The organism is Micromonospora sp. NPDC126480, from assembly GCF_040302465.1.
Classification (GTDB): domain Bacteria; phylum Actinomycetota; class Actinomycetes; order Mycobacteriales; family Micromonosporaceae; genus Micromonospora.
The window spans coordinates 45,803-70,456 of the sequence record NZ_JBEORU010000027.1 but is presented as its reverse complement, the minus strand read 5'-3'; the positions used below and the strand labels follow the sequence as shown (position 1 = coordinate 70,456).

The following is a 24,654-nucleotide window of genomic DNA, read 5'->3' as shown; positions in this document are numbered from 1 at the left end:
GCGGGCACCGCCCACCGGTGGTAACACCGCACACCCTCCATCCACCACATCCCCGCTCGGGGAACACCGAGGGAGACCCCCATGAGAAGACGACGGCTCCTCGCCATCGCGCTCGCCGGCGCGGTGGCCACCGCCCTCGCCGCGTGTGGCGACAGCCCGAACGCCAACCGGAACAGCGACCAGGCCGCCACCGTGCTCAACGTCGGCATGCCCAACGGCCCGCAGACGGAGAACAACAACCCGTTCCTCACCACGTCGGCGGCGGCCTCGCTGGGCTACCGGTGGCAGCTCTACGAGCCGCTGATGATGTGGAACCCGGTCAAGCCGGCCGACCCCATGAAGCCCTGGCTGGCCACCAAGGCCGAGTGGTCGGCGGACTACACCTCCGTGAAGGTGACCATCCGGGACAACGCCACCTGGTCGGACGGGCAGAAGGTCACCGCCGAGGACGTCGCGTTCACCTACAACCTGCTCGTCAAGTACCCGGCGCTCAACGACCAGGGCGTGCCGTACACGGAGGCGACGGCCAGCGGCAACGAGGTCACCATCAAGACGTCCAGCCCGCAGTTCGTCAACCAGCAGAAGGTGCTGTGGCGGGTGCCGATCGTCCCCAGGCACATCTGGGAGAAGATCAGCGACCCGACGACCGACCCGGTCAAGCAGCCGGTCGGCAGCGGCCCGTACACGTTGAAGTCGTTCACCCCGGCCACCACCACCCTGTCCGTTCGGGACAGCGGCTACTGGCAGGACCTGCCGAAGGTCAAGGAGCTGCGCTTCACGTCGTACACCGACAACAGCGCGCAGACCACCGCCCTGGCCAACGGCGAGTCGGAGTGGAGCTTCGTCTTCATTCCCAACTACAAGGCCGTCTTCGTCGACAAGGACCCGGCCCACCACAAGGTGTGGGCGCCGGCGATCCTCGGCATCCACGGCCTCTACATCAACACCACCAAGAAGCCGTTCGACGACCCGGCGCTGCGGCGCGCGATGAACATGGTCATCGACCGGGAGGACATCTTCGTCACCGCCGAGGCCGAGTACTTCCACCCGCTGGTGAAGAGCGTGACCGGCCTGCCCAGCCCCGCCGGTGACGCCTTCATCGCCCCCGAGTTCAAGGGCCAGGAGCACAAGGTCGACGTCGAGGGTGCCAAGGCGCTGCTCGCCGGCGCCGGCTACAAGCTGGAGGGCAACACCCTCAAGGACCGGACCGGCAAGGCGGTCACGCTCACGCTGACCGACCCGGCCGGCTGGTCGGACTACCAGACCAGCCTGGAGATCGTGAAGGACAACCTGTCCACGATCGGCATCGCCGCGACGATCGACAAGGCCAACCAGGACGCCTGGTTCCGCAACGTCGAGCAGGGCAACTTCGACGCGACCTTCCGGTGGACCGAGGGCGGCGCCACGCCGTACGACATCTACCGGACCGTCATGGACGGCCGCGTGCTCAAGCCCGTCGGCACCGCCTCCCCAGCGGGCAACTTCGGCCGCTTCGACAACAAGCAGGCGACCGACGCCCTGGTCGCGTACGCGAACGCGACCGACGAGGCCGCCCGCACCACGGCGCTGCACACGCTGCAGAAGATCTTCGTCGAGCAGATGCCGATGATCCCGGTCGGCGCGGACAACATCGGCGGCGCGTACAGCACGAAGAACTGGGTCGGCTGGCCCGACGACTCCAACCCGTACGGCGCGATGCAGCCCACCCAGCCCAACGCGCTGGACGTGGTCCTGCACCTCAAGCCGGCCGGCAGCTGATCTTCACGCCTCCTCCCTGGCCGGCCACGGGGCGGCCGGGGAGGAGGACCCACCCCCGAGACAGGAACTCGCCCATGACGTTGAGCGAAAGCGCGGAGGCGCCGGTCAACGAGGTGGTGCTGGAGGCCGTGGGCCTGACCAAGCATTTCCCCGTCCGCAGGCGCCTGCGCGACCTCCTCTCCCGCACCACCGCCGCCGTCCACGCCGTCGACGACGTCTCGTTCGCGCTGCGCCGGGGCCGGGTCACCGCGCTGGTCGGCGAGTCCGGCTCCGGCAAGTCCACGGTGGCCCGGCTGCTGGCCCAGCTTCACCCCCGCACGGCCGGCGACATCCGCCTGCACGGCACGCCGACCCGGGTCCGCGGCGGTCGCGCCTTCCGGGCGTACGTGCGCCGCGTCCAGCTGATCCTCCAGGACCCGTTCGCGTCGCTGAACCCGGTGCACACCGTCCGCTACCACCTCACCCGGTCACTACGCATCCACGGCAACGCCGGGCGCACCGCCGAGGACCTGGAGCGGGCCCTGGCCGACCTGCTCGCCCGGGTCAGCCTCACCCCGCCCGAGCGCTACCTGGACGCGTTCCCGCACGAGCTCTCCGGCGGCCAGCGGCAGCGCGTCGCGATCGCCCGGGCGCTCGGCGCCGACCCGGACGTGCTGCTCGCCGACGAACCGGTGTCCATGCTGGACGTCTCGATCCGCCTCGGGGTGCTCAACCTGCTGCGGGACCTCAAGGAGCGGCTCGCACTCGCGATCCTGTACATCACCCACGACATCGCCTCGGCCCGCTACTTCGCCGACGAGACGATCGTCATGTACGCCGGCCGTATGGTCGAGGGCGGCGACAGCGAGACGGTCACCCAGCACCCGGCCCACCCGTACACCCGGCTGCTCATCGAGTCGGCGCCGGACCCGGACCGGATCACCGGCGCGGACGGCGGCGGCACCGGGGCCGACCGCGCCCGCGGCGAACCGCCGAGCCTGATCAGCCCGCCGGCCGGCTGCCGGTTCCACCCCCGGTGCCCGTACGCCATGCCCCGCTGCGCCACCGAGCTGCCGCCCCGGCTGGAGATCGGGGACCGGCCGGGGCACTGGGCCGCCTGCTGGCTCTACGACCCGGCCACCGTGGGGGACGCGCGATGAGGTTCCTGCTGCAACGCACGGCCTTCTACCTGTTCACGGCCTGGGCGGCGATCACCCTCAACTTCTTCATCCCGCGGCTGGTCCCCGGCGACCCGGTGCAGTCGCTCATCTCCCGCAACCAGGGCCGGATCAGCGCGGACGCCATCGCCTCGCTGCGCGTGCTGTTCGGCCTGGACGAGAACGAGAGCCTCGGGAAGCAGTACGTCGACTACTGGCGGCAGCTCCTGCACGGCGACCTGGGCCTGTCGTTCACGTTCTTCCCGACGCCGGTGTCGACGGTGATCGGCGACAGCCTGCCGTGGACCGTCGGCCTGGTCGGCGTCACCACCGTCGTCAGCTTCCTGCTCGGCACCGCGCTCGGCGTCGGCGCCGGCTGGCGGCGCGGCTCCTGGATCGACGCCCTGCTACCGGCCACGACGTTCCTGTCCTCGATCCCGTACTTCTGGCTGGGCCTCGTCGCGATCGCCCTGTTCGCCGGGCCGGGCAGCTTCTTCCCGTCCTCCGGCGGCTACGAGCCGGGGCTGGTGCCGGCGTTCGACAGGTACTTCGTCCCCAGCGCCATCCAGCACAGCATCCTGCCCGCCGCCACCATCCTGGTCTCCTCGATGAGCGGCTGGATCCTCAGCATGCGCAACATGATGGTCACCGTCTCGTCGGAGGACTACATCACCGTCGCGCACGCGAAGGGCCTGTCCGAGCGCCGGGTGGCGCTGGCCTACGCGGCCCGCAACGCGCTGCTGCCCAACGTCTCCGGCTTCGCGCTGTCGCTCGGCTTCATCGTCGGCGGCACCCTGCTGGTGGAGATCGTCTTCTCCTACCCGGGCCTCGGGTACCAGCTCTTCCAGGCCGTCGGCGCCAAGGACTACCCGCTGATGCAGGGGATCTTCCTGATCATCACGATCTCCGTGCTGGTGGCGAACCTGCTCGCCGACGTGGCGTACCTGCTTCTCGACCCGCGGACCCGAAAGAGCTGAGCGAATGGCGATCTCACCGTCGAGCATCGAGCAGGTCATCCCCGGCCAGGGCGCGATGGCGCAGCCGTCGGCCGTGCCGGGCCGGGCGAAACGGCGCCGGTTCCGGTTCCTCGCCAACGGCAAGGTCGCCACCGGACTCGTCGTGCTGGCCGTCTACGGCCTCTTCGCGGTCATCGGACCGTGGGTGGCGCCGTACGACCCGTCGGCGCGCAGCAACGACGTGCTGCAGCCGCCGTCGGCCGAGCACTGGTTCGGCACCACCCACCTCGGCCAGGACATCTTCAGCCAGATCCTGGTCGGCACCCGCAGCGTCGTGGTCGTGGGCCTGATCGCCGGCGTGGTCGCGACGATCCTGTCCATCCTCATCGGCGTGACCTCCGGCTACCTCGCCGGGGTGGCCGACGAGGGCCTGTCCGCGCTGTCCAACGTGTTCCTGGTCATCCCGGCACTGCCGCTGATCATCATCGTGACGTCGATCGTCGAGCGGGCCAGCGACACGCTTGTCGCGCTCATCATCGGCTTCACGTCGTGGGCGTGGGGCGCCCGCGTGCTGCGCGCGCAGACGCTGTCGCTGCGTCGGCGCGACTACGTCGAGGCCGCGCGGGCCAGCGGCGAACGGACCTGGCGCATCATCCTGTTCGAGATCCTGCCGAACCTCACCGCGATCATCGCGTCCGGCTTCGTCGGCACCGTCATCTTCGCCGTCATGTCGGAGATCACGCTGGCCTTCATCGGCATCTCGTCGATCACCTCGTGGAACTGGGGCACCATCCTGTTCTGGGCGCAGGGCCAGCAGGCTCTCGCGCAGGGCGCGTGGTGGTGGTTCGTCCCGGCCGGCCTGGCCATCGCGCTGCTCGGCACCGCCCTCGCACTGATCAACTTCGGCATCGACGAGTTCGTCAGCCCGCGCCTGCGCAGCAGCGGCCGCAGCCGCATCCGGACCGCGTCCGGGCGGACCGTACGGATGCGGGTCGGCTTCACCCCCGTGCTCGACCCACCGCCGGCGAGCCCGCCACCGGTCCCGGTGGACGCGGTCGTCCTGGACAGCACCGACCGGAAGGGTGAACGGCGATGACGCGGACGGTCCTGGAGATCACCGGACTCAACGTCGACTACGGCGTCGGCGACCAGGCCGTACGGGCGGTCCGGGACGTCGACCTGACCCTGCGCAGCGGCGAGGTGCTGGGCCTGGCCGGGGAGAGCGGCAGCGGCAAGTCCACCCTGGCGTACGGGATCACCCGGCTGCTGCCGCCGCCCGGCGTGATCCGCGGCGGGTCCGTGAGCTACCACCCGGCCGACGGCGCCCCGATCGAGATCATGGCCCTCTCCCCCGCCGAGCTGCGCCGGTTCCGCTGGGCGGAGACCTCGATCGTGTTCCAGGGCGCGATGAACTCGCTCAACCCGGTCCACCGGATCTCCACGCAACTGCTCGACGTCATCAAGGCGCACGAGCCGACGATGAGCGCCGCCGCCCGCACCGCCCGGGCCCGTGACCTGCTCAAGCTGGTCGGCATCTCGGCGGACCGGATGGACAGCTATCCCCACCAGCTCTCCGGGGGCATGCGCCAGCGCGTCATGATCGGCATGGCGCTCGCGCTGGAGCCCCAGATCGTGATCATGGACGAGCCGACGACCGCGCTCGACGTCGTCATGCAGCGGCAGATCCTCGGCCAGCTCGCCGAGCTGCGCGAACGGCTCGGCTTCGCGGTGCTGTTCATCACCCACGACCTCTCGCTGCTTGTCGAGTTCTCCGACCGGATCGCCATCATGTACGGCGGGCGGATCGTCGAGGAGGCGCCCGCGGCGCAGCTGTACCGGGCGGCGCTGCACCCGTACACCGAGGGGCTGCTGCACTCCTTCCCGGCGCTGCGCGGGCCGCGGCGCGAACTCACCGGGATCCCCGGCTCCCCGCCGGACCTGCGCGCCATGCCCGGCGGATGCGCCTTCCACCCGCGGTGTCCCCGGGCCTTCGACCCCTGCGACAGCCGGATCCCGTCGCTCGGCGCGCCCGGCGGCGACCCGGCGCGGGCCGTCGCCTGCTGGCTGCACCCGGCCGGCGAGGCGGCCCCCCGGTGACCCGCCCGGCGGACGCCCGCACCCCCGATTCCGACCCACCGTCGGCGACCGCGAGGAGAACCATGGACAGCAACCCCACCAGCCCGGCGACGACCGCGGCCGACCCGATCGACACGCTCCCGCCGACGTTCCGGTGGGGCGTGGCGACCTCGTCGTACCAGATCGAGGGCGCGGTCGCCGAGGACGGCCGCACGCCGTCCATCTGGGACACCTTCTGCCGGGTGCCCGGCGCGGTAACCAACGGCGACAACGGCGACGTGGCCTGCGACCACTACCGCCGGATGCCGCAGGACGTGGCGCTCATCGCGGACCTCGGAATGGACACGTACCGCTTCTCGGTGGCGTGGCCCCGGGTGCAGCCCGGCGGGCGGGGGCCGGCCAACGCCGCCGGGCTCGCCTTCTACGACCGGCTGGTCGACGAACTGCTCGGCCGCGGGATCGACCCGTGGGTCACCCTCTACCACTGGGACCTGCCGCAGGAGCTGGAGGACGCCGGCGGCTGGCCGGCCCGGGACACCGCGTACCGGTTCGCCGACTACGCGGAGCTGGTCTTCGACGCGCTGGGCGACCGGGTACGGACATGGACCACGCTCAACGAGCCGTGGTGCTCGGCCATGCTGGGGTACGCCTACGGCGCCCACGCCCCCGGCCGGCGCGACCTCGGGGCCGCCATCGCCGCCGTCCACCACCTGCTGCTCGGCCACGGGCTGGCGGTCCGGCGGCTACGCGCGGCGGCCGAACAGCCGCTGGAGCTGGGCATCACCGTCAACCTGGCGACCGCCGACCCGGCGACCGACAGCCCGGCCGACCGGAACGCCGCCCGCGCCGCCGACGGCCTCGGTAACCGGCTCTACCTGGACCCGCTGATCCACGGCCGGTACCCGGAGGACGTGGTGACCGACCTGGCCCGCGAGGGCGTACGCATCCCCGTCGAGGACGGCGACCTCGCGGTCATCGCCAGCCCGATCGACGTGCTCGGCGTCAACTTCTACTTCGGGCAGCTCTTCTCCGGGGTGGACGAGCAGGGGCGCGAGCGCGACGACGACGGCCGGCCGGTGCAGCGGGTGATCCGCCGGGACCTGCCCCGCACCGCGATGGACTGGGAGATCGTCCCGGACTCCTTCACCGACCTGCTGGTCCGGCTCAGCCGCGACTACCCGGGCGTGCCACTGGTGATCACCGAGAACGGCGCGGCGTTCGACGACCGGCCCGACGCCGACGGGTTCGTCGCCGACGACGACCGGGTGACCTACCTGGCCGAGCACCTGCGCGCCGTGGCCCGCGCCCGCCAGGCCGGCGCGGACGTGCGCGGCTACTTCGCCTGGTCGCTGCTGGACAACTTCGAGTGGGCGTACGGCTACGGCAAGCGGTTCGGCATCGTCCGGGTCGACTACGACACCCAGCGGCGCACCCCCAAGCGCAGCGCGCTCTGGTACCGCGACACCGTCCGCCGGGTCCGCGGCAACCGCTGACGGCCGCGTGCGGCCGTCCGTTCCGGACGGCCGCACGCCTGCCCCCGCGACAACTTCGGGGAAGATGCGGCCTCGACCACCACCGGAGGGCACATCTTCCCGGAAGATGCGCGACGACCGGGTGCGGGCGGCCGCGGCCGCCGCCGGGTGCCGCGGCGGGTCAGTCGCCGTCGGGCGGCCCGGTCTCCCCGAGCCGCCCGTCGGCGAGCCGCAGCCAGCGGTCGACCCCGATCTCGGTCAGGAACCGTTCGTCGTGGCTGACCACCACGAACGCGCCCCGGTACGCCGTGAGGGCGCTCTCCAGTTGGCTCACGCTGACCAGGTCCAGGTTGTTGGTCGGCTCGTCGAGCAGCAGGAGATGCGGCGCCGGCTGCGCGTACAGGACACAGGCGAGGGTGGCGCGCAGCAGCTCGCCGCCGGAGAGGGCACCGGCCGGGAGGTGGGCGCGGGCACCCCGGAACAGGAAGCGGGCCAGCAGGTTCATCCGCTCGGCCGGCGGCCGGTCCGGGGCGTACCGGGCGAGATTCTCCGCCACCGTGCGGTCCGGGTCGAGCAGGTCGAGGCGCTGGGACAGGTACGCGACCCGGCCGTCGGCCCGCCGCGCCGTTCCCGAGTCCGGGGCGAGGGAACCGTCGACCACGCGCAGCAGGGTGGACTTGCCGGCGCCGTTCGGGCCGGTCAGGGCGATCCGCTCGGGTCCCCGGACGGTCAGGTCGACCCCGTCGGCGGCGAAGAGGCCCCGCACCCGCAGCCCCGAACCCTCGAAGACGGTGCGGCCGGCGGGCACGGTGGTGTCCGGCAGGTCGAGGGTGAGGGTGGCGTCGTCGCGGAGCGCGCGACCGGCCTCGTCGAGCCGGGCTCGCGCCTCGCTCAGCCGGTTGGCGTGCAGGTCCTGAGCCCGGCCGGCCGACTCCTGCGCGCTGCGCTTGAGACCGCCGGCGACGATGCGGGGCAGCCCGGCGTTCTTCAGGTTCCGCGCGGCGTTGCTCGCCCGCCGCTCGGCCCGCTCGCGCGCCTGCTGCATCTCCCGCTTCTCCCGCTTCACCTCCAGCTCGGCGCTGCGGACGGTCCGCTCGGCGGCCTCCCGGGCGACCTGCGCGGCCTCGGTGTACGCGGTGAAGTTCCCGCCGAAGAAGGTCAGCTCACCGCGGTCGAGCTCGGCGATGCGGTCCATCCGGTCCAGCAGGGCCCGGTCGTGGCTGACCAGCAGCAGGCAGCCGGGAAACCCGTCGAGCGCCGCGTAGAGCCGGTGCCGGGCGGCCAGGTCGAGGTTGTTGGTGGGCTCGTCCAGCAGCAGCACGTCGGGACGCTTGAGCAGCTGCGCGGCGAGGCCGAGCGAGACGACCTGCCCGCCGCTGAGGGTGCCCAGCCGCCGGTCGAGCGCGACGTCGGCGAGGCCGAGCCGGTCCAGCTCGTGGCGGCTGCGGTCCTCGACGTCCCAGTCGTCGCCGACGGTGGCGAAGTGCTCCTCGGCGGCGTCGCCGGACTCGATGGCGTGCAGGGCGCGCAGCACCGCGTCGACGCCGAGCACCTCGGCCACGGTGCGGCCGGCGTCCAAGGGCAGGGTCTGCGGCAGGTAGCCGAGAACCCCGTCGACGGTGACGCTGCCGCCGGTCGGGGCCAGCTCGCCGGCGATCAGCCGCAGCAGGGTGCTCTTGCCGGCGCCGTTGGGCGCGACCAGGCCGGTGCGGCCGGCCGGCACGGTGCCGGAGAGGTCGGTGAACACCGGGGTGTCGTCCGGCCAGGAGAAGGACAGGTGGGAGCAGACGACGCAGGCGTCGGACATGGATCGATCCTCGGGGAGGCGAAACGGACGGGCTGGCGGTGATCGCCCGATGACGACGGGGCGGGCGCGGGCGCCCGCGGGTGCGGTCACCCGGAGATGTCGTCGTCCCCGCTGAGCATGTCGAACTCCTCGATCCGGTTGCGCTCCAACCCTAACAACGCCCGCAGCTCAATTTCCGGTCGCGCGCAGGTAGCGCTCGCCGATGGTATGCAGCGCCTCGACCAGCTCGGGCGGGTCGGTGACGGTGAAGTCGACGCCGAGCAGGCCGAGCCAGACCGCGATGGTCTCCGGCCGGTCGGCGCCGGTGTGCAGGACGCAGGTCTGTGCGTCCACCGCCTCGACGGTGCCGACGGCCGGGTTGATCCGCGCGCTGACCAGCTCGGCGGGCGCGTGCACGGTGACCCGGGCGCGGACCCGCCAGCCGGCCGACGACACGCCGCGCCGGACCCGGTCGACGACGTCCTCGGGCAGCTCCCGGGCCGGAAATCGCCCGCCGGTCGGGACAGGTGCGGTGATCCGGTCGACCCGGAAGGTGCGCCAGTCGGCCCGCTCGGGGTCGTACGCCACCAGGTACCAGCGCCGCCCCCAGTTCACCAGCCGGTACGGCTCGACGGTGCGCCCGCTGCCGGCGCCGTCGTGGCTCGCGTACCCGAACCGCAGCCGCTCCCGGTCCCGGCAGGCGGCGGAAATGGTGGCCAGCGCGGCGGCGTCCACGCGCGGGCCCGGCTCGTCGTGCGGGACCCGCACGGTGTACGCGTGCAGCGCGTTCAGCCGGCGGCGCAGCCGCGTGGGGAGCACCTGTTCGAGCTTGGCGAGCGCGCGCAGCGAGGTCTCCTCGACCCCGGTGACGCTGCCGGCGGCGGCGGTGCGCAGCCCGACCGCGACGGCGACCGCCTCCTCGTCGTCGAGCAACAGCGGGGGCAGGGCGGCGCCGGCGCCGAGCCGGTAGCCGCCGATCGCGCCCCGGGTGGCGTGCACCGGGTAGCCGAGGGTGCGCAGCCGCTCCACGTCGGCGCGGACGGTCCGGGTGCTGACCTCCAGCCGTTCGGCGAGTTCGGTTCCGGTCCAGGCGCGCGGCGCCTGCAGCAGGGACAGCAGGCGCAGCAGCCGCGCGGAGGTCTCCAACATTTCCTCATTCTGGCCGACAATCAGGAACGAAGTCTTCCTAATTGATCTCTAGGCTTGCTGGCATGGCTGACAACACGGCGATCACCCCGTTCCGCATCGACGTCCCGCAGGCCGACCTCGACGACCTGGCCGACCGGCTGGCCCGGGTCCGCTGGGCGCAGGAGCTGCCGGCGGACGCCGCCGCCGCGCCCGCCGGCCCGGTCCCGCCCGGCTGGGAGTACGGCGTCCCGCTGAGCTACGTGAAGCGCCTGGTGGAGCGCTGGCGCACCGGCTACGACTGGCGGGCGCAGGAGGAGCGGCTCAACACGTACCCGCAGTTCAACACCGAGATCGACGGCCAGAACGTCCACTTCGTGCACGTCCGCTCCCCCGAGCCGGACGCCACCCCGCTGATCCTCACCCACGGCTGGCCGACCACCCCGGTCGAGTGGCTGGAGCTGATCGGCCCGCTGACCGATCCCCGCGCCCACGGCGGCGACCCGGCCGACGCGTTCCACCTGGTGCTGCCGTCGATCCCCGGCTTCGGGTTCTCCGGGCCCACCACCGAGCGCGGCTGGGACCGTTTCCGGGTGGCCCGCGCCTGGGCCGAGCTGATGCGCCGCCTCGGCTACGACCGGTACGGCGCGGCCGGCAACGACGGCGGTTCGCTGATCTCCCCCGAGGTGGGGCGGGCCGACCCGGAGCGGGTGCTCGGCGTGCACGTCACCCAGGTCTTCGCGTTCCCGTCCGGCGACCCGGACGAGTTGACCGGCCTGTCCGAGGCCGACCGGAGCAAGCTCGCGTTCGCCGAGTGGTTCGTCAACAACCGCGGCACGTACGACAAGCTCCAGTCGACCGAGCCGCAGAACCTGGCGCACGCCCTGGCCGACTCACCGGTGGGGCAGCTCGCCTGGAGCGCGCAGCTGATGGGCGAGCACCTGGACCCGGACTTCGTCATCACCAACGCGATGATCTACTGGCTGACCAACACCGGCGGCTCGTCGGCACGCTTCTACTACGAGGACGCGGCGGCCGTACACCCCCGGCACAAGGTCAACGGGCGCGGCACCGAGCCGCTCGCGCCGACCACGGTGCCGCTGGGCCTGGCGAACTTCGCCTGGGACTACCAGTCGATCCGGCCGCTCGCCGAGCGGGACCACAAGAACATCGTGTCCTGGAACGCCTACGACCGGGGCAGCCACTTCGCCGCGCAGGACGCGCCGGACCTGCTCGTGTCCGACCTGCGGCAGTTCTTCCGCGCCGTGCGCTGAACCGCTCCCGCCGGCCGGCCCCACCCGGGCCGGCCGGCGGCCACCCGGAAGGACCACCCATGAACCCGATGCTGGACCGCCGCCGCCTCAACCGCGCCACACTGGCCCGACAGCTCCTGCTGCGCCGGCACGACCTGCCGGTCATCGACGCGGTGACGCACCTCGCCGGCGTTCAAGCACAGACCCCGCACACCTGGTACGTGGGGCTGTGGAGCCGGCTCGCCGACCTCGACCCGGCCGCCGTCGCCGGCCTGCTCGTCGACCGCCGGCTGGTCCGCATCGCCTTGATGCGCTCCACCCTGCACCTGGTCACCGCCGCCGACGCGCGCCTGCTGCGGCCGCTGGTGCAGCCGGCCCTCGACCGGGACCTGTTCGGCAACTCGACGCACGGACCGCCGACCGCCGGCATCGACCTGCCCGCCCTGATCGCCGCCGCCCAGGAGATCCTCGCCGAGACGCCGATGACCAACCGTCAGCTCGGCGAGCGGCTCGCCGTCCGCTTCCCGGACCGGCCGCGGGCCAGCCTGGCGTACGCGGTACGCACCCAGGTACCACTCGTCCAGGTGCCGCCGCGCGGGCTGTGGGGGCGCAGCGGCCCGATCGCGCACACCACCGCCGACGCCTGGCTGGGACCCGCCCCCTCCGCCGGGGCGACCCTGGACGACCTGGTGCTGCGGTACCTGGCCGCCTTCGGCCCCGCCTCCGTCGCCGACGTGCAGCGATGGTGCGGACTGACCCGGCTCGCCGAGGTGGTCGACCGGCTCCGGCCCCGGCTGGTGACGTTCCGCGACGAGCGGGGCCGGGAGCTGGTGGACCTGCCGGACGCCCCACGCCCCGACGGGGACACCCCGGCGCCACCCCGTTTCCTGTACGACTTCGACAACCTCCTCGTCTCGTACGCCGACCGCAGCCGCGTGGTCACCAGCGAGCACCGGAACCAGCGGTACGACCCGCACGGGCCGGTCTCGCAACTGCTGCTGGTCGACGGGTTCACCGCCGGCGACTGGCGGCTCGAGCGGGCCCCGGGCGCGGCGACGCTTGTCGTCCGCCCGTACCGGCGGCTCGCCGCCACCGACGTCGACGCGGTGCACGCCGAGGCAGCCGAGCTGCTGGCGTTCCTCGCTCCCGGCACCGCCGAACGGCGGGTCGACCTCCGTGCGGCGAGCTGACGACACGGTCGAGGCACGGCCGACCATCCCCGCCCCCGCCCCCGCGATCATGCACTTTCTGCCCCGGCAAAAGGGAGAAGAGCCGCATAACGAGGGCCAGAACTGCAAGATCGCGGGGGTTGTGGGCTAGGGTCCGGCCGTGCGCGTCAACACCGAGGTACTCGAGTCGCTCCTGGCCGATTCCGCCCTCGCCGCGCTGCGGCCGTCGCTGGAACTCTCCTACCGCGATCCCGGGCGGGCGGCGGCGATGGACGGCTTCTACGCGCAGTTCGTCCGGCCCGGTGACCTGGTCTTCGACGTCGGCGCCCACGTGGGCGACCGCACCGGCAGCTTCCGCCGCCTCGGCGCCCGGGTGGTGGCCGTCGAGCCGCAGCCGCTGTGCGGCCGGACGATCCGCGCCCTGTACGGCGACGACGACCAGGTCGTGCTGGTGGCGGCGGCCTGTGGCGCCACCCCGGGCACCCTCGAACTCCACGTCAACTCCGCCAACCCCACCGTCTCCACCGCGTCGCCGCACTTCGTGCGGGCGGCCGACGGCGCGGACGGCTGGCGCGAGGAGGTCTGGGACGAGCGCATCGACGTGCCGTCCACGACCCTCGACGCGCTCGTCGACGAGCACGGCGTACCGGCCTTCGTGAAGATCGACGTGGAGGGCTTCGAGGACGCCGTGCTGGCCGGGCTCACCCGCCCGCTGCCGGCGCTGTCGCTCGAGTTCACCACGATCGAACGGGCGGTGGCCCGGCGCGCGCTCGACCGCGCCGCCGCGCTCGGCTTCACCCGGTTCAACCTGGCCCTCGGCGACACGATGGCGCTGGCGGAGCCGGAGTGGATGTCCGCCGACGCGATGGCGACCGTCCTGGACGCCCTGCCGCACGCCGCCAACTCCGGCGACGTGTACTGCCGGCCGTAGGGGCGGCGCGCCGCCGCGGCGACGGCTCAGGGTTGACGGGGCGCCGGCGGGCGCGCCACCGGCGCGGCGTCGTAACCGGCCGCCTGGAGGGCGAACAACTCGGCGTACCGACCGGCGACGGCGATCAACTCGTCGTGGGTGCCGGACTCGACCAGGGCACCCTCGTGCAGCACGAAGATACGGTCCGCGTGGCGGACGTTCGCCAGCCGGTGGGTGATGAGGATCGTCGTCGCCCGCCCGTGCCGGTCCCGGATGGCCTGAAAGAGGGCGTCCTCGGCGCGCGGGTCCAGGGCGGAGGACGGCTCGTCCATGATCAGCAGATCGGCGTCGCGGAGAAACCCTCGGGCGGCGGTGATCCGCTGCCACTGCCCGCCGGAGAGATCCTGCCCCTTGGCGAAGGTGCGGTCGAGCAATGTCTCGTACCCGTACGGCAGGTCTTTGATCATCTCGTGCGCGGCGGCGCGCGCGGCCGCCGACTCGATGTCGTCCTGGCGGACCTCGCGGTCGACGTCGCCGACGGCGATGTTTGTGGCGGCGGTGAACGGCCACTTGTGGTACTCCTGCGTGACCACGGCGATCCGCGACCGCACCCGCGCCAGGTCCCACTCGGCGAGCGGGCGGCCGTTCCACTCGACGGCGCCGGCGGTCGGGGCGCGCAGGGTCGCGATCAACGCGGCGAGGGTGGTCTTGCCGGAGCCGTTCTCCCCCACGAACGCCACGGTCTCACCGGAGCGGACGGTGAGGGTGACGTCGTCCACGGCGGGCGCGTCCCGATCCGGGTAGCGCAGCGTCACCCCACGCACGCCGACCTCGCGAAGGGGGCCGGGATCGCGGCGTGACCCGTCGGCCGGGTCGATGTAGTCGGCGGCCCGGGCCATGAAACCGGTGTAGTCGCCGAAGTGCTGCCCGTCGGCGTAGACGCGGTCGATCTGGAAGGTCACCGTGCTGAGCGACCGCTGCGCGGCCTGCACGGCGATCACGCAGGTCGCCGCCGCGGCCAGCGGGATCTGCCCGTCGATCAGCAGCAGCCCCAGCAGGACGTACACGACCGCGGTGGCGAGCCCGCCGACCAGCGCCCCGACGGTCGTGGTCGTGGTGACCCGGCGGGCCAGTGCGAGCTGGATGCCGGTCTCGGTGTCCATCACCCGGTCGTACTGGTCGAGCAGGAAGCGCCGCAGCCCGTACGACCGCAGCTCCGGCGCGGAGGCCCGCTCCGCCATCAGCCGGTGCAGGATCCACAGCCGACGCCGGCGGACCGAGCCGGCGATGTACGTCCCGTACCGCAGGTGCCCGGCGCGCAGCGCGGCCCACCCGCCGGGCACGGTCGCCACCAGCAGCGCGACAAGCAGCAACGGGTGGATGACCACCACCGCGACCGCCACCCCGAGCAGGCCGACCAGCCCGGCGGCCAGGTTCATCGTGGCCTGCACCAGGTCGATCGCCGCATCGGTGCCCCGGGTGGCCCGTTCCATGTCGTCGGCGAACGCATCGGCGTCGAAGGCGTCCAACCGCACGGCGGTGGTGACCTCGAACAGGCCGCGCTCGACCTCGCGGTCCACGCGGGGGGTGAGTCCGTTGAGGGCGTACCCGGTGGCGATGCCCATGCCGCCGCGCAGCCCCGTCAGCGCGGCGAGGACCGCGAGCGCGGGCAGGGCGGCGACCACCTTGTCGGCGGTCGGACCGCCCGCGAACAGCTCGACGAGCACCCGCTGCGCGGCGAGCAGGCCGCCGGCGGCCATCGCGCCGGAGCCGATGGTCGCGACCGCCACCACCGAAGTGCGGAGCCGGTCGGCCCGCCAGCTGATCACCACCGCCTGGCCCACCAGCCGGGGCAGCTCGGCGAAGACGGCGAGCAGCCCGGCCTCCGCGCGGGCGCGCACCCCGGTCTCCCACCACATGGCACGCAGCTCCGGCAGGACGGGCTCCGCCGGGGTCTCGGCCGGACGGTCGCGGCCAGTTGTGGACGATGACACGTCGCCTCCAGTACGTGGTCGAACGGTCACCCATGGTGGCAGGAGGGTCCGTCAAAATCCTCACCGGCAGCCACCGGCCGCGCTGCAGTGTCTCCGACTGGGCGACCGCACCAGTCCGAGCCACCGCATTGTTTCAGAGTCACGATAGAAGTTTTCAGTTGTCTACTCATCTCTTGCAGTTGGATGTCCACCGCTGACATCATGACCGCCAATGCCACCGCTCCCGGGCTCAGCGGGCCGTGGCGATGTCCCTCGGCACCACACCACCGAGAAGAGATGAGTCCACGATGAACCCCACCCAGCGAGCGGCCGCCCCACCCATCCGCCGTCGTCCAACCGTCCGGGCGAGCGCCGCCGCGACGGCGCTCGCCACGATGCTCGGTCTCCTCACCGGCCCGCCGGCCGCGACCGCCGCCGGCCGCCCGGCGGACCACGCACCGGTGGTCACCCGCGCCGCGCTCGACCCGTCACTCGTCGCCGGCAGGGGCGCACAGGTCGCCTTCCTGGAACAGGAGGCGGAGAACGCGGTCACCGACGGCGAGGTCATCGGTCCGGACCGGAACGCCTACACGCTCCCGTCCGAGGCCTCCGGGCGGCAGGCGGTCAAGCTCCTCCCCGGCCGGTACGTCGAGTTCGTCCTGCCGGCCGCCGCCAACGCGATCACCGTGCGCTACAGCATCCCGGACGCACCGAACGGCGGCGGAATCAACGCGCCGCTGGACGTCGCCGCCAACGGCAAGCGGATCCGCACGATGACACTCACCTCGCGGTACTCCTGGCTCTACAACCAGTACCCGTTCACCAACGACCCGCAGGCCGACCTGCTGCACCCGGACTGGTGGATCACCGAGTGCTCGTGCGTACCGGCCCAGACCACGCCGTACCCCAGCATCACCAAGCCGTTCCGCCCCAGCCACTTCTACGACGAACAGCGCCTGCTGCTCGGTCGCACCTACCGCGCCGGCGACCGGATCCGGCTCACCGCTCCCGCGCGCACCAACGCGGAGTGGACGGTCATCGACCTGCTCGACTCGGAACTGGTCGGCCCGCCGCGCGTACGGCTGGTGGCCGCGAACGTGCTGGCCTTCGGGGCCGACCCGACCGGCCGCCGCGACTCGGCGCCCGCCCTGGAGCGGGCCATCGCCGTCGCCCGGCGCACCGGCCTGCCGGTGTACCTGCCGCCCGGCACGTACCAGGTGAACCGGCACATCATCGTCGACGACGTCACGATCGAGGGCGCCGGCAACTGGTACACGATCGTGAAGGGCCGCGAGGTCGCCCTGCCCAGCCCCGCCCCGGACGGCTCGGTGCACACCGGCGTCGGCTTCTACGGACGGGACGCCGCCGACGGCGGCAGCCGCAACGTCCACCTCTCCGGCTTCACGATCTCCGGTGACGTACGGGAGCGCATCGACACCGACCAGGTCAACGCGATCGGCGGCGCCATGAGCGACTCCACGATCGACGGTCTCTACCTGCAGCACACAAAGGTGGGCATCTGGTTCGACGGTCCGATGCGCAACGTCCGCGTCACCGACAACATCATCGTCGACCAGATCGCCGACGCGCTGAACTTCCACACCGCGGTGACCGACTCGGTGGTCGCGAACAACTTCGTCCGCAACACCGGCGACGACGGCCTCGCCATGTGGTCGGAGAAGGTCGCCAACGCCCGCAACACGTTCACCCGCAACACCGTGCAGTCACCGGTGCTGGCCAACGGCATCGCGATCTACGGCGGCACGGACAACACCGTCTCGCACAACCTGGTCGCCGATCCGGTCCGGGAGGGCAGCGCGATCCAGGTCGGCTCCCGGTTCGGCGCGGAGCCGTTCACCGGGCACCTACTGATCACGGGCAACACCACCGTCCGCGCCGGCACGTACGAGCTGAACTGGAAGATCGGGCTGGGCGCCATCTGGCTCTACGCCCTGGACCGCAGCATCGACGCTCGCGTCGAGGTGGTCGGCGACGCGTACCTCGACAACACGTACAACGCGATCATGCTGGTCAGTGAGTGGGCGGTGAAGGATCTCCACTCGATCAGCAACGTCCGCTTCCGGGACATCCGCGTCGACGGCACCGGCACCTCGGTGGTCAGCGCCCGTACGGCCGGCTCGGCGTCGTTCGCCAACGTGGACGCCCGCAACGTCGGGGCCGTCGGCGTCAACAACTGCGGGTCGTTCCACTTCACGCCGGCCGGGTCCGAGTTCGGCCTCACCGATCTCGGCGGCAACGACGGCGGGTGGCTGGCCCCCTGGCTGCTGCCGAACACCATCACCTGCGACGACCGGCCACCGGTCGTGCCACCGCCGCCGCCGTCCCGCTGGTGACGGCGCGTCCGACCTCCCGTACGGCCAGGTCACCTGCCCGTGCGGGAGGTCCGGCGGCTGCCGAACGACTCCATGGTGGTCGCCCGCTTGGGTGCCGCCTTCTTCCGGGCCGCCGTCGTCGGCGGCGCCTTCTTCACGGCGGCCTGCGTCGCGGGCGTTCGCTTCGCGGCGGGCGCCGTTCGTGCCGTCGCCTTCGTCCCGGGCGCCTTCTTCGCCACCGCCTTCGTCGCCTTCTTCGCCGCGGTCGCTCCCTCGGTCGGCCGGCGGGTCGCCGTTGTCGTGGCCGCGGTGCTCTTCTTCCGCGCGACCCGGGTCGTGGTCGACGTCGGCTGCCCGCCCGGTGCCTTGGCCGCGCTCGCCCCGGTGGCGCGCTTCGTGGCGGTGGCGACCTTCTTCGCCGCCGCCCTCGGGTTCATCGGGGCCTTCTTCGCCCCGGTGACCTTCCTCGCCCCGGTCGGCCGGCTGCCCGCCGGTTTCGCGCTTCTGCCGTCGGCCATCCCCGCTCCTCCTCGAGATCCGCCCGCCCGTGCGGCGCGCCGCCGATTGTCGGGCACCACCGGGGGTCCGACCGACGGTCGCGCCCGGCCGGTCTTCCCGCCGGCCAGCCGGGCAAACGTTCCAGGGCTGCGGTGGGGACCACCGGTGGATGGCGCCAGACCGGACGCATTGACACGGACGGTCGCTCCGGCTGCACTGGAGGTAGCCGTCGCCGGGCGGGAGCTGCCGGGTGACGACGCACGGAGGCGACCATGGACCTTTCGCCGTCGAGACGGCCGCAGGACGCCCAGACGGTACGCCGCCTGCGCCTCGGGATCGGCATCGTGGGCGTGGCGCTGCCGGTCGTCCTCGTCGCCGGCCACTCCCTGGTCACCGGCCGGCCGACGATGCTGTCGTCGCTCAGCGCCTACTACTACACCGAGATGCGGGATGTCTTCGTGGGCAGCCTGTGCGCGATCGGCGTCTTCCTCATCTCCTACCGGCACCGGAAGCTGGACGACCTGCTCAGCACCGTCGCAGGTGCGCTTGCGGTCGTCGTCGCCGTGTTTCCGGCCGCCACGCAGCAGACCGGCTCGGTGATCACCTCCGGCGACGTCCTCGTCGGGCGGGTGCACCAGGTCGCCGCCGCGGCGCTGTTCGTCATCCTGGCCCTCTTCTGCCTCGTCCTGTTCCCCCGGCGCGACCCGCGCGAGGTCCACACCCGGGTCCGCAGCGGGCTCTACCACACCTGCGGCGGTCTCATCCTCGCCGCGATCGCGATCGGCCTGGCCAGCAACGCGCTACCGGAATCCACCCGCGATCTGCTCCGGCCGCTGTTCTGGTGCGAGGCGGTCGCGGTGCTGGCATTCGGGGTGGCGTGGTTCGCCAAGGGCGAGGCGATGTTCGGGCCGGCGCCGGCCACCGGAGGCCCGCCGCCGGAGGCGGAGACGGCCGTGCCCGACGGTACGCGCGCCACGCCCACCGGGCCGTGACACAGCGCCCGGTGGGCGTGAGCTGCAGGGCGTCACCATCGTTGATGTTTCGCCGCGTCATCCTTCATTGACGACGCCGGTGTCACAAGGCCCGATTCGTAGGCCGTGATGACGAGCTGCGCCCGGTCGCGCGCGTCGAGCTTCGTCAGCAGGTGCCCGATGTGGGTCTTCACTGTGGCCGGGCTGAGGTGCAGGTGCTCGGCGATCTCCGGGTTGGACAGTCCGCGGGCGATGAGTGTGAGCACCTCCCGCTCCCGGTCGGTGACCCCGTTGAGTCCGCTGACCAGTGGGCGGGCTGGGAGCGTGCGCCGGGCGAATTCGGCGATCAGCCGCCGGGTTACGGTCGGTGCGAGCAGCCCTTCGCCCGCGGCGACGACCCGGATAGCGGCCAGCAGGTCGGCTGGTGGGGCGTCCTTGAGCAGGAAGCCACTCGCGCCCGCGCGCAATGCCGCGTACACGTACTCATCGAGGTCGAACGTGGTCAGCATGAGCACCCTCGGCCCCGGGCCGGGCCGGGCGCAGATGTGCCGGGTCGCCGCGATGCCGTCCATCTCGGGCATCCGGACGTCCATGAGCACCACGTCGGGTCGGGCATCGCGGGCGAGCGTGACCGCCTCGGTACCGGTGCCTGCCTCGCCGACCGCGGTGAGCCCGGGGGCGGTGTCCACGAGTACGCGGAAGCTGCCCCGCACCAGGGCCTGGTCGTCGGCGATGAGTACCCGGATCGGCTCGGTCATGGCTCATAGGGTAGGCGTGCGGACACGCCGAACCCGCCCTCCGGCCGGGGCCCGGCGTGGAACGAGCCGTCGTACATAAGTGCCCGCTCGCGCATGCCGATCAGCCCGTGCCCGGCGCTCCGGTCGGGCGGCAGCACCCGCGTCCCGGGCCCGTCGTCGGTCACCTCGACGTGGACTTCGCCGCATCCGACCGCCACCGAGACCTGGCAGCGGGTCGGTGCCGCGTGGCGGACCACGTTCGTCAACGCCTCCTGAACGATCCGATACACCGACAGCGCCACGCCCTCGGGCAGCCGATCCGTACCCCGCACGTCGAAGTCGACCGGTACGCCGGCCTGTTCGGCCCGCTCGACCAGCGCGGGCAGCCCGGCCAGCCCGGGAGCCGGGGCCAGTTGGGCAGTGTCCGCACCGGAGCGCAGCACGCCGAGCAGCTGGCGCATTTCGGCCAGCGCGGTACGGCTCGTGGCCTCGATGACCCCCAACGCGTCCTGCGCCTCATCGGGCCGTACCGCCATCACGTGATTCGCGATGCCGGCCTTCACCGCTATCAGGCTCATGCTGTGCGCAACCACGTCGTGTAGCTCACGGGCGATACGCAGACGCTCCTCGGCGGCCGCGCGGCCGGCCAGCTCCGCGGCCGAGCGGGCGGCGTCGTCGCGGCGCTCACGCACCATCCGGCCGGCGGTCCATGCTCCGGCCAGGAACCCGGCGCCGAGCACGATGACGCCGAGCCGGTGCCACGACTCGTACGGCGTGCCCGCGACTGCGCCGCCGACCAGCACGGCCGTCGCTACCGCGCCGGCCACTGGGGTGGGCACCCATGCTCGCCGGGCGCAGGTGGCGACCGGGTACAGCGCGAACGCGGCCGCGACGAACGGATCCACCAGCACACCGGCAGCCAGCGCCGCCACCGAGGCCGCGAACACGACCAGAAACACCGGTACCGGCCAGAACCGCCGCACCGCCACCGGCGCCCCGACCGCGACAACGAGAGGCACCGCGAACCAGGCCGGCGCGTCGGCGCGCACGACGGCGGAGGGCACAAACAACAGTAGATATCCCGCCGCGGCCAAGCCGTCGAGCGCGATCAAATGACGGCGACGCAGCCGCCCGCTCCGGTACACCTCGCTGACGGTATCGACATGCACGGAGCGGTACCTCCCCCCTGGGTAGGTCATCCCCTGCTCCGACGCGCCCGGCGCCGCCTTCGGGCATGGTGGCCGACGTGATCGAAATCCACCAACTGACCAAGCGGTACCAGAACACGGTCGCCGTCGACCGGCTCTCCTTCACTGTCAAGCCGGGCATGGTCACCGGCTTTCTCGGCCCCAACGGCGCCGGCAAGACCACCACCATCCGGCTGCTGCTCGGGCTGGCCGCGCCGACCGCGGGTCAGGCCCTAGTGAACGGTCTCACGTACGGGTCGATCCGCCACCCGCTGCACGAGGTGGGCGCCCTACTCGACGCGAACGCCGTGCACCCGAACCGATCGGCGATCAATCACCTGCGCTGGCTAGCCAGAACCAACAGCATCGGACCCGCCCGGATAGCGTCAATTTTGGAGCAGGTGGGCCTGGCCGGGGCGGCCCGCAAGCGGGTCGGTGGCTTCTCGCTCGGCATGCGGCAGCGGCTGGGTATCGCGGCGGCCCTGCTCGGAGACCCGGGCATCCTGATCCTCGATGAGCCGGTCAATGGGCTCGACCCGCAGGGCGTGCGGTGGATCCGCGAGCTCATGCGGGCGCTCGCCGCCGAGGGGCGGACGGTACTGCTCTCCAGCCATCTGATGAATGAAATTGAGGTGATCGCCGACCGGCTGATCATCATCGGCCGGGGCCGGTTGATCGCCGACACGACGGTCGGCGAGCTCATCACCAGCGCTGGGGCGACCTCCCTCGAAGAGGCGTACCTGCGGCTGACCGACGACGCGACCGAGCACCGGGCCGGCGGTGACCGCCGATGACCGCGCTGATCTCGGCCGAGTGGATCAAGATCCGTTCGGTCCGGTCAACGATCTGGAGCGTGGTGCTGACCGTCGCGCTCAGCGTTGGCCTCGCTTACCTGGTCGGGCTCAGCTTCCGAGCCAACTTCGCGCACCTGCCCCCGGACCAGCAGGCGGGATTCGACCCGCTCTTCGCCACCTTCTACAGCCTCACCATCGGCCAACTCCCGCTGGTCGTGCTCGCGGTGTTCGTAGTCACCAGCGAATACTCCACCGCAACGATCCGCACCAGCCTCACCGTGGTACCGCAACGCGGCGCGTTCTACGCCGCCAAGGTGCTCACTGGGGCGCTGCTGGCCGCCGCAGTCGCCGCGATGACCGTAATCGCCACCTTCGCCGCCGCGCAGGCCGGCCTCGGCCCGCACGGCACCTCGCTGAATGCTGACGGTGTGCCCGTCGCGGTCGCCGGCGCATGCCTCTACCTCACGCTCATCTACCTGTTCGCGACCGGGCTGGCGACGCTGCTGCGCACCGCGATTCCAACCCTGGGCATCCTTCTCCCGCTGCTCTTCCTCGGCTCACAGGGCCTGGGCAACGTGCCAAAGCTGAAGACCGTCACGCAGTACCTGCCGGACCAGGCGGGCCAGGTGATCATGCACATCGTCGGGCAGGCGGATGACCCACGCTTCGCTCGCCCCTACGGCCCCTGGACCGGGATCGGACTCATGGCGTTATGGACGGTGACTGCACTGCTCGCCGGATACGTCGCGATGCGCCGCCGGGATACATAAGGGCACTACGACGCGGCACACTCCAAGATCCTCGGGGCGGACGACCTTCCCCGCCGTCGTGCGCGACCACCGCGTCCACGCGCCCTGGTACACCACCAAGAAGTGACCGCGAAACCCGAGCTTGTCGTGTCATCGGAAAGTGTCGTACACGTGTTCTAGGTTCGTGACGTGTTGGAGGAGCTGGCGCGGGCGGAGGTCGACATCCGGCCGTGCGTGGACGCCGCTGTCTGGTCGATGCCCGATCAGCAGCTCGTCGACGCCCTCGATGCCGCGCACCGGCTGGAGCAGCGGCTCGCCGCGGTGAAGCTCGCGCTGGTTCGGGAGCTGGACGGGCGGGGCACGGCGGTCGCGCAGGGCGCCTCGTCGACCGCGGTGTGGCTGCGCGAGCGGCTGCGGTTGACCGTTCGCAGGGCGCGACGGTTGGTCGAGCTCGCCGTCGCGTTGGACGCCGGGCCAGGCGGCCCGTCCGGAGCCGGGTCGTTGGGGGCCGGGCTGTCGATGGCCGGGGCGTCCCGGGGCGGAGCGGCTCAGGACGGGCCGGCCGGCGCGTCGGCGGGATCGACCGGCTCCGGTGCCGGGTTCGCTGGCGTCCGTGCCGCGCTGGCCGACGGCTGGATCGACGTCGAGCAGGCGCGAGTCATTGCCGAGACGGTCGCCAAGGTCCGCGCCGAGGCCGGCGCGGAGGCCGCCGAGCGGTCCGCCGACCTGCTCGTCGACTGGTCCGGCCAGTTCGACGCCGGTCTCCTGCGCCGGCTCAGCGCGCGGATCCTCGACCACATCGCACCGGAAGTGGCCGAACGCGCCGCCGAGAAGGCACTGGCCGCCGAGGCTGCCCGTGCCGACCGGGACCGCTACCTCACGCTGTCCCACCACAGCGACGGCCGGCTCCGCCTCACCGGCAACCTCGACTCCGAAACGGCCGCCCTGCTGCACGCCGCCCTCGACCCCCTCACCGCACCCAGCGGGCCCGACGACACCCGCACCCCCGGCCAACGCCGCCACGACGCTCTCGCCGACCTGTGCCGTCTGACCCTCCGCACCGGTCAGCTACCGGAACACGGCGGCGAAGCCGCCCAGATCATCGTCACCACCGCCTACGACGCCCTCGCGGCCCAACTCGGAACGGGCGCCCTCGACACCGGCCTCACCCTGCCCGCCGACAGCGTCCGACGTCTCGCCTGCGACGCCGCGATCCTCCCGATCGTCCTCGGCGGCGCCGGTCAGGTCCTGGACGTCGGCCGCCGACGTCGCCTCATCGCCGGCCCGCTGCGCCGCGCGCTCGTCCTGCGCGACCGGGGCTGCGCCTTCCCCAGCTGCGATCGACCACCCCGCTGGTGCGAGGGCCACCACCTGCGTCACTGGGCCGACGGCGGCGAAACGAGCCTCGCCAACGCCGTCCTGCTCTGCCGTCACCACCACCGCCAGATCCACCACCACGACTGGCACGTCCGCCTCGCCGCCGACGGGCTACCCGAGTTCCTCCCACCGGCCTGGCTCGACCCCGACCGGCGCCCTCGCCGCAACCACCACCACCGCCCGCACCTCCGCCCCACGCCGCGCGGCGCACCGGGCGGCGACCTCCGGAGCCCCGCGCTCCAACGACGCGACGGCGGGCGTCGCTCCGTCCACCCCGGCGGCCGGTCCCCAGCAACCGCCGACCCGCCACCACGACCGCCCGCGACGCGGACCCCTACCAGAGCACCCGCCCGTCCCCGACCGCCGTGACCCGACCACCACGACCTGACCACCG

At 72.4% G+C, this 24,654-nt stretch carries 20 protein-coding genes; 14 read left to right on the top strand and 6 right to left on the bottom strand.

Annotated elements, in window-relative coordinates; translation table 11 throughout:
- The first annotated feature begins 81 nt into the window (after nt 1-81).
- The 6 genes from ABTW87_RS22870 (at nt 82) to ABTW87_RS22845 (ending at nt 7,419) form a co-directional block, all read left to right on the top strand.
- Nucleotides 82-1,758 (top strand): ABC transporter substrate-binding protein, encoded by a 1,677-nt coding sequence (locus tag ABTW87_RS22870; protein ID WP_350652988.1) that lies wholly within the window; start codon nt 82-84, stop codon nt 1,756-1,758.
- Nucleotides 1,759-1,832: 74 nt separating this feature from the next.
- A complete protein-coding gene (locus ABTW87_RS22865; protein ID WP_350652987.1) occupies nt 1,833-2,897 on the top strand; it encodes an ABC transporter ATP-binding protein in 1,065 nt (354 codons plus the stop codon).
- Nucleotides 2,894-3,871, top strand: coding sequence for an ABC transporter permease (locus ABTW87_RS22860; RefSeq protein WP_350652986.1), 978 nt, complete (start codon nt 2,894-2,896; stop codon nt 3,869-3,871). Before ABTW87_RS22865 ends, ABTW87_RS22860 begins: the two co-directional genes overlap by 4 nt.
- 4 nt (nt 3,872-3,875) lie before the next feature.
- Nucleotides 3,876-4,946, top strand: coding sequence for an ABC transporter permease (locus ABTW87_RS22855; RefSeq protein ID WP_350652985.1), 1,071 nt, complete (start codon nt 3,876-3,878; stop codon nt 4,944-4,946).
- On the top strand, nt 4,943-5,947 hold the full coding sequence (locus tag ABTW87_RS22850) for an ABC transporter ATP-binding protein (protein ID WP_350652984.1): 1,005 nt from the start codon (nt 4,943-4,945) through the stop codon (nt 5,945-5,947). The genes ABTW87_RS22855 and ABTW87_RS22850 overlap by 4 nt, the downstream gene beginning before the upstream one ends.
- Nucleotides 5,948-6,009: 62 nt before the next feature.
- Entirely contained in the window at nt 6,010-7,419 is a 1,410-nt protein-coding gene (locus tag ABTW87_RS22845) for a GH1 family beta-glucosidase (protein ID WP_350652983.1), read from the top strand.
- A gap of 160 nt (nt 7,420-7,579) precedes the next feature.
- Here ABTW87_RS22845 and ABTW87_RS22840 read toward each other — a convergent pair whose 3' ends face one another.
- Nucleotides 7,580-9,205 (bottom strand): ABC-F family ATP-binding cassette domain-containing protein, encoded by a 1,626-nt coding sequence (locus ABTW87_RS22840; protein WP_350652982.1) that lies wholly within the window; start codon nt 9,203-9,205, stop codon nt 7,580-7,582.
- 168 nt (nt 9,206-9,373) lie between these two features.
- The gene (locus ABTW87_RS22835) at nt 9,374-10,333 is read right to left on the bottom strand and encodes a helix-turn-helix transcriptional regulator (RefSeq protein WP_350652981.1); all 960 of its coding nucleotides are present in this window, start codon (nt 10,331-10,333) and stop codon (nt 9,374-9,376) included.
- Between the two features lie 62 nt (nt 10,334-10,395).
- Between ABTW87_RS22835 and ABTW87_RS22830 the strand changes: the two genes are divergently transcribed.
- The 3 genes from ABTW87_RS22830 to ABTW87_RS22820 all read left to right on the top strand — a co-directional run bounded on the left by ABTW87_RS22830 (nt 10,396) and on the right by ABTW87_RS22820 (nt 13,662).
- Nucleotides 10,396-11,583 carry an epoxide hydrolase family protein gene (locus ABTW87_RS22830; protein WP_350652980.1) on the top strand — a complete coding sequence of 396 codons (1,188 nt, stop codon included), beginning with the start codon at nt 10,396-10,398 and terminating at the stop codon, nt 11,581-11,583.
- A 59-nt stretch (nt 11,584-11,642) separates the two neighbouring features.
- Entirely contained in the window at nt 11,643-12,752 is a 1,110-nt protein-coding gene (locus ABTW87_RS22825) for a winged helix DNA-binding domain-containing protein (RefSeq protein WP_350652979.1), read from the top strand.
- 139 nt (nt 12,753-12,891) lie between these two features.
- Entirely contained in the window at nt 12,892-13,662 is a 771-nt protein-coding gene (locus ABTW87_RS22820) for an FkbM family methyltransferase (RefSeq protein WP_350652978.1), read from the top strand.
- A gap of 26 nt (nt 13,663-13,688) precedes the next feature.
- Here the strand turns inward: ABTW87_RS22820 and ABTW87_RS22815 are convergent, their stop codons facing one another.
- Nucleotides 13,689-15,635, bottom strand: a complete 1,947-nt coding sequence (locus ABTW87_RS22815) for an ABC transporter ATP-binding protein (RefSeq protein WP_350652977.1) — start codon at nt 15,633-15,635, stop codon at nt 13,689-13,691.
- Between the two features lie 287 nt (nt 15,636-15,922).
- Here ABTW87_RS22815 and ABTW87_RS22810 point away from each other — a divergent pair, with 287 nt between their 5' ends.
- The gene (locus tag ABTW87_RS22810) at nt 15,923-17,968 is read left to right on the top strand and encodes a glycosyl hydrolase family 28-related protein (protein ID WP_350652976.1); all 2,046 of its coding nucleotides are present in this window, start codon (nt 15,923-15,925) and stop codon (nt 17,966-17,968) included.
- Nucleotides 17,969-17,997: 29 nt separating this feature from the next.
- Here the strand turns inward: ABTW87_RS22810 and ABTW87_RS22805 are convergent, their stop codons facing one another.
- Nucleotides 17,998-18,465, bottom strand: a complete 468-nt coding sequence (locus ABTW87_RS22805; RefSeq protein ID WP_350652975.1) for a hypothetical protein — start codon at nt 18,463-18,465, stop codon at nt 17,998-18,000.
- 252 nt (nt 18,466-18,717) lie between these two features.
- Here ABTW87_RS22805 and ABTW87_RS22800 point away from each other — a divergent pair, with 252 nt between their 5' ends.
- Nucleotides 18,718-19,437: a hypothetical protein gene (locus ABTW87_RS22800; protein ID WP_350652974.1), complete on the top strand. Its 720-nt coding sequence runs from the start codon at nt 18,718-18,720 to the stop codon at nt 19,435-19,437.
- Between the two features lie 32 nt (nt 19,438-19,469).
- On the opposite strand, the gene ABTW87_RS22795 is transcribed toward ABTW87_RS22800, so the two are convergent.
- On the bottom strand, nt 19,470-20,174 hold the full coding sequence (locus tag ABTW87_RS22795) for a response regulator (RefSeq protein ID WP_350652973.1): 705 nt from the start codon (nt 20,172-20,174) through the stop codon (nt 19,470-19,472).
- Nucleotides 20,171-21,352: a sensor histidine kinase gene (locus ABTW87_RS22790; protein ID WP_502891631.1), complete on the bottom strand. Its 1,182-nt coding sequence runs from the start codon at nt 21,350-21,352 to the stop codon at nt 20,171-20,173. The genes ABTW87_RS22795 and ABTW87_RS22790 overlap by 4 nt, the downstream gene beginning before the upstream one ends.
- Nucleotides 21,353-21,399: 47 nt before the next feature.
- On the opposite strand from ABTW87_RS22790, the gene ABTW87_RS22785 reads away from it, so the two are divergent.
- The 3 genes from ABTW87_RS22785 (at nt 21,400) to ABTW87_RS22775 (ending at nt 24,629) form a co-directional block, all read left to right on the top strand.
- Entirely contained in the window at nt 21,400-22,134 is a 735-nt protein-coding gene (locus ABTW87_RS22785) for an ABC transporter ATP-binding protein (RefSeq protein WP_350652971.1), read from the top strand.
- Nucleotides 22,131-22,904 carry an ABC transporter permease gene (locus tag ABTW87_RS22780; RefSeq protein ID WP_350652970.1) on the top strand — a complete coding sequence of 258 codons (774 nt, stop codon included), beginning with the start codon at nt 22,131-22,133 and terminating at the stop codon, nt 22,902-22,904. The genes ABTW87_RS22785 and ABTW87_RS22780 overlap by 4 nt, the downstream gene beginning before the upstream one ends.
- Before the next feature lie 168 nt (nt 22,905-23,072).
- Nucleotides 23,073-24,629, top strand: coding sequence for an HNH endonuclease signature motif containing protein (locus tag ABTW87_RS22775; protein ID WP_350652969.1), 1,557 nt, complete (start codon nt 23,073-23,075; stop codon nt 24,627-24,629).
- The last annotated feature ends 25 nt before the right edge of the window (nt 24,630-24,654 follow it).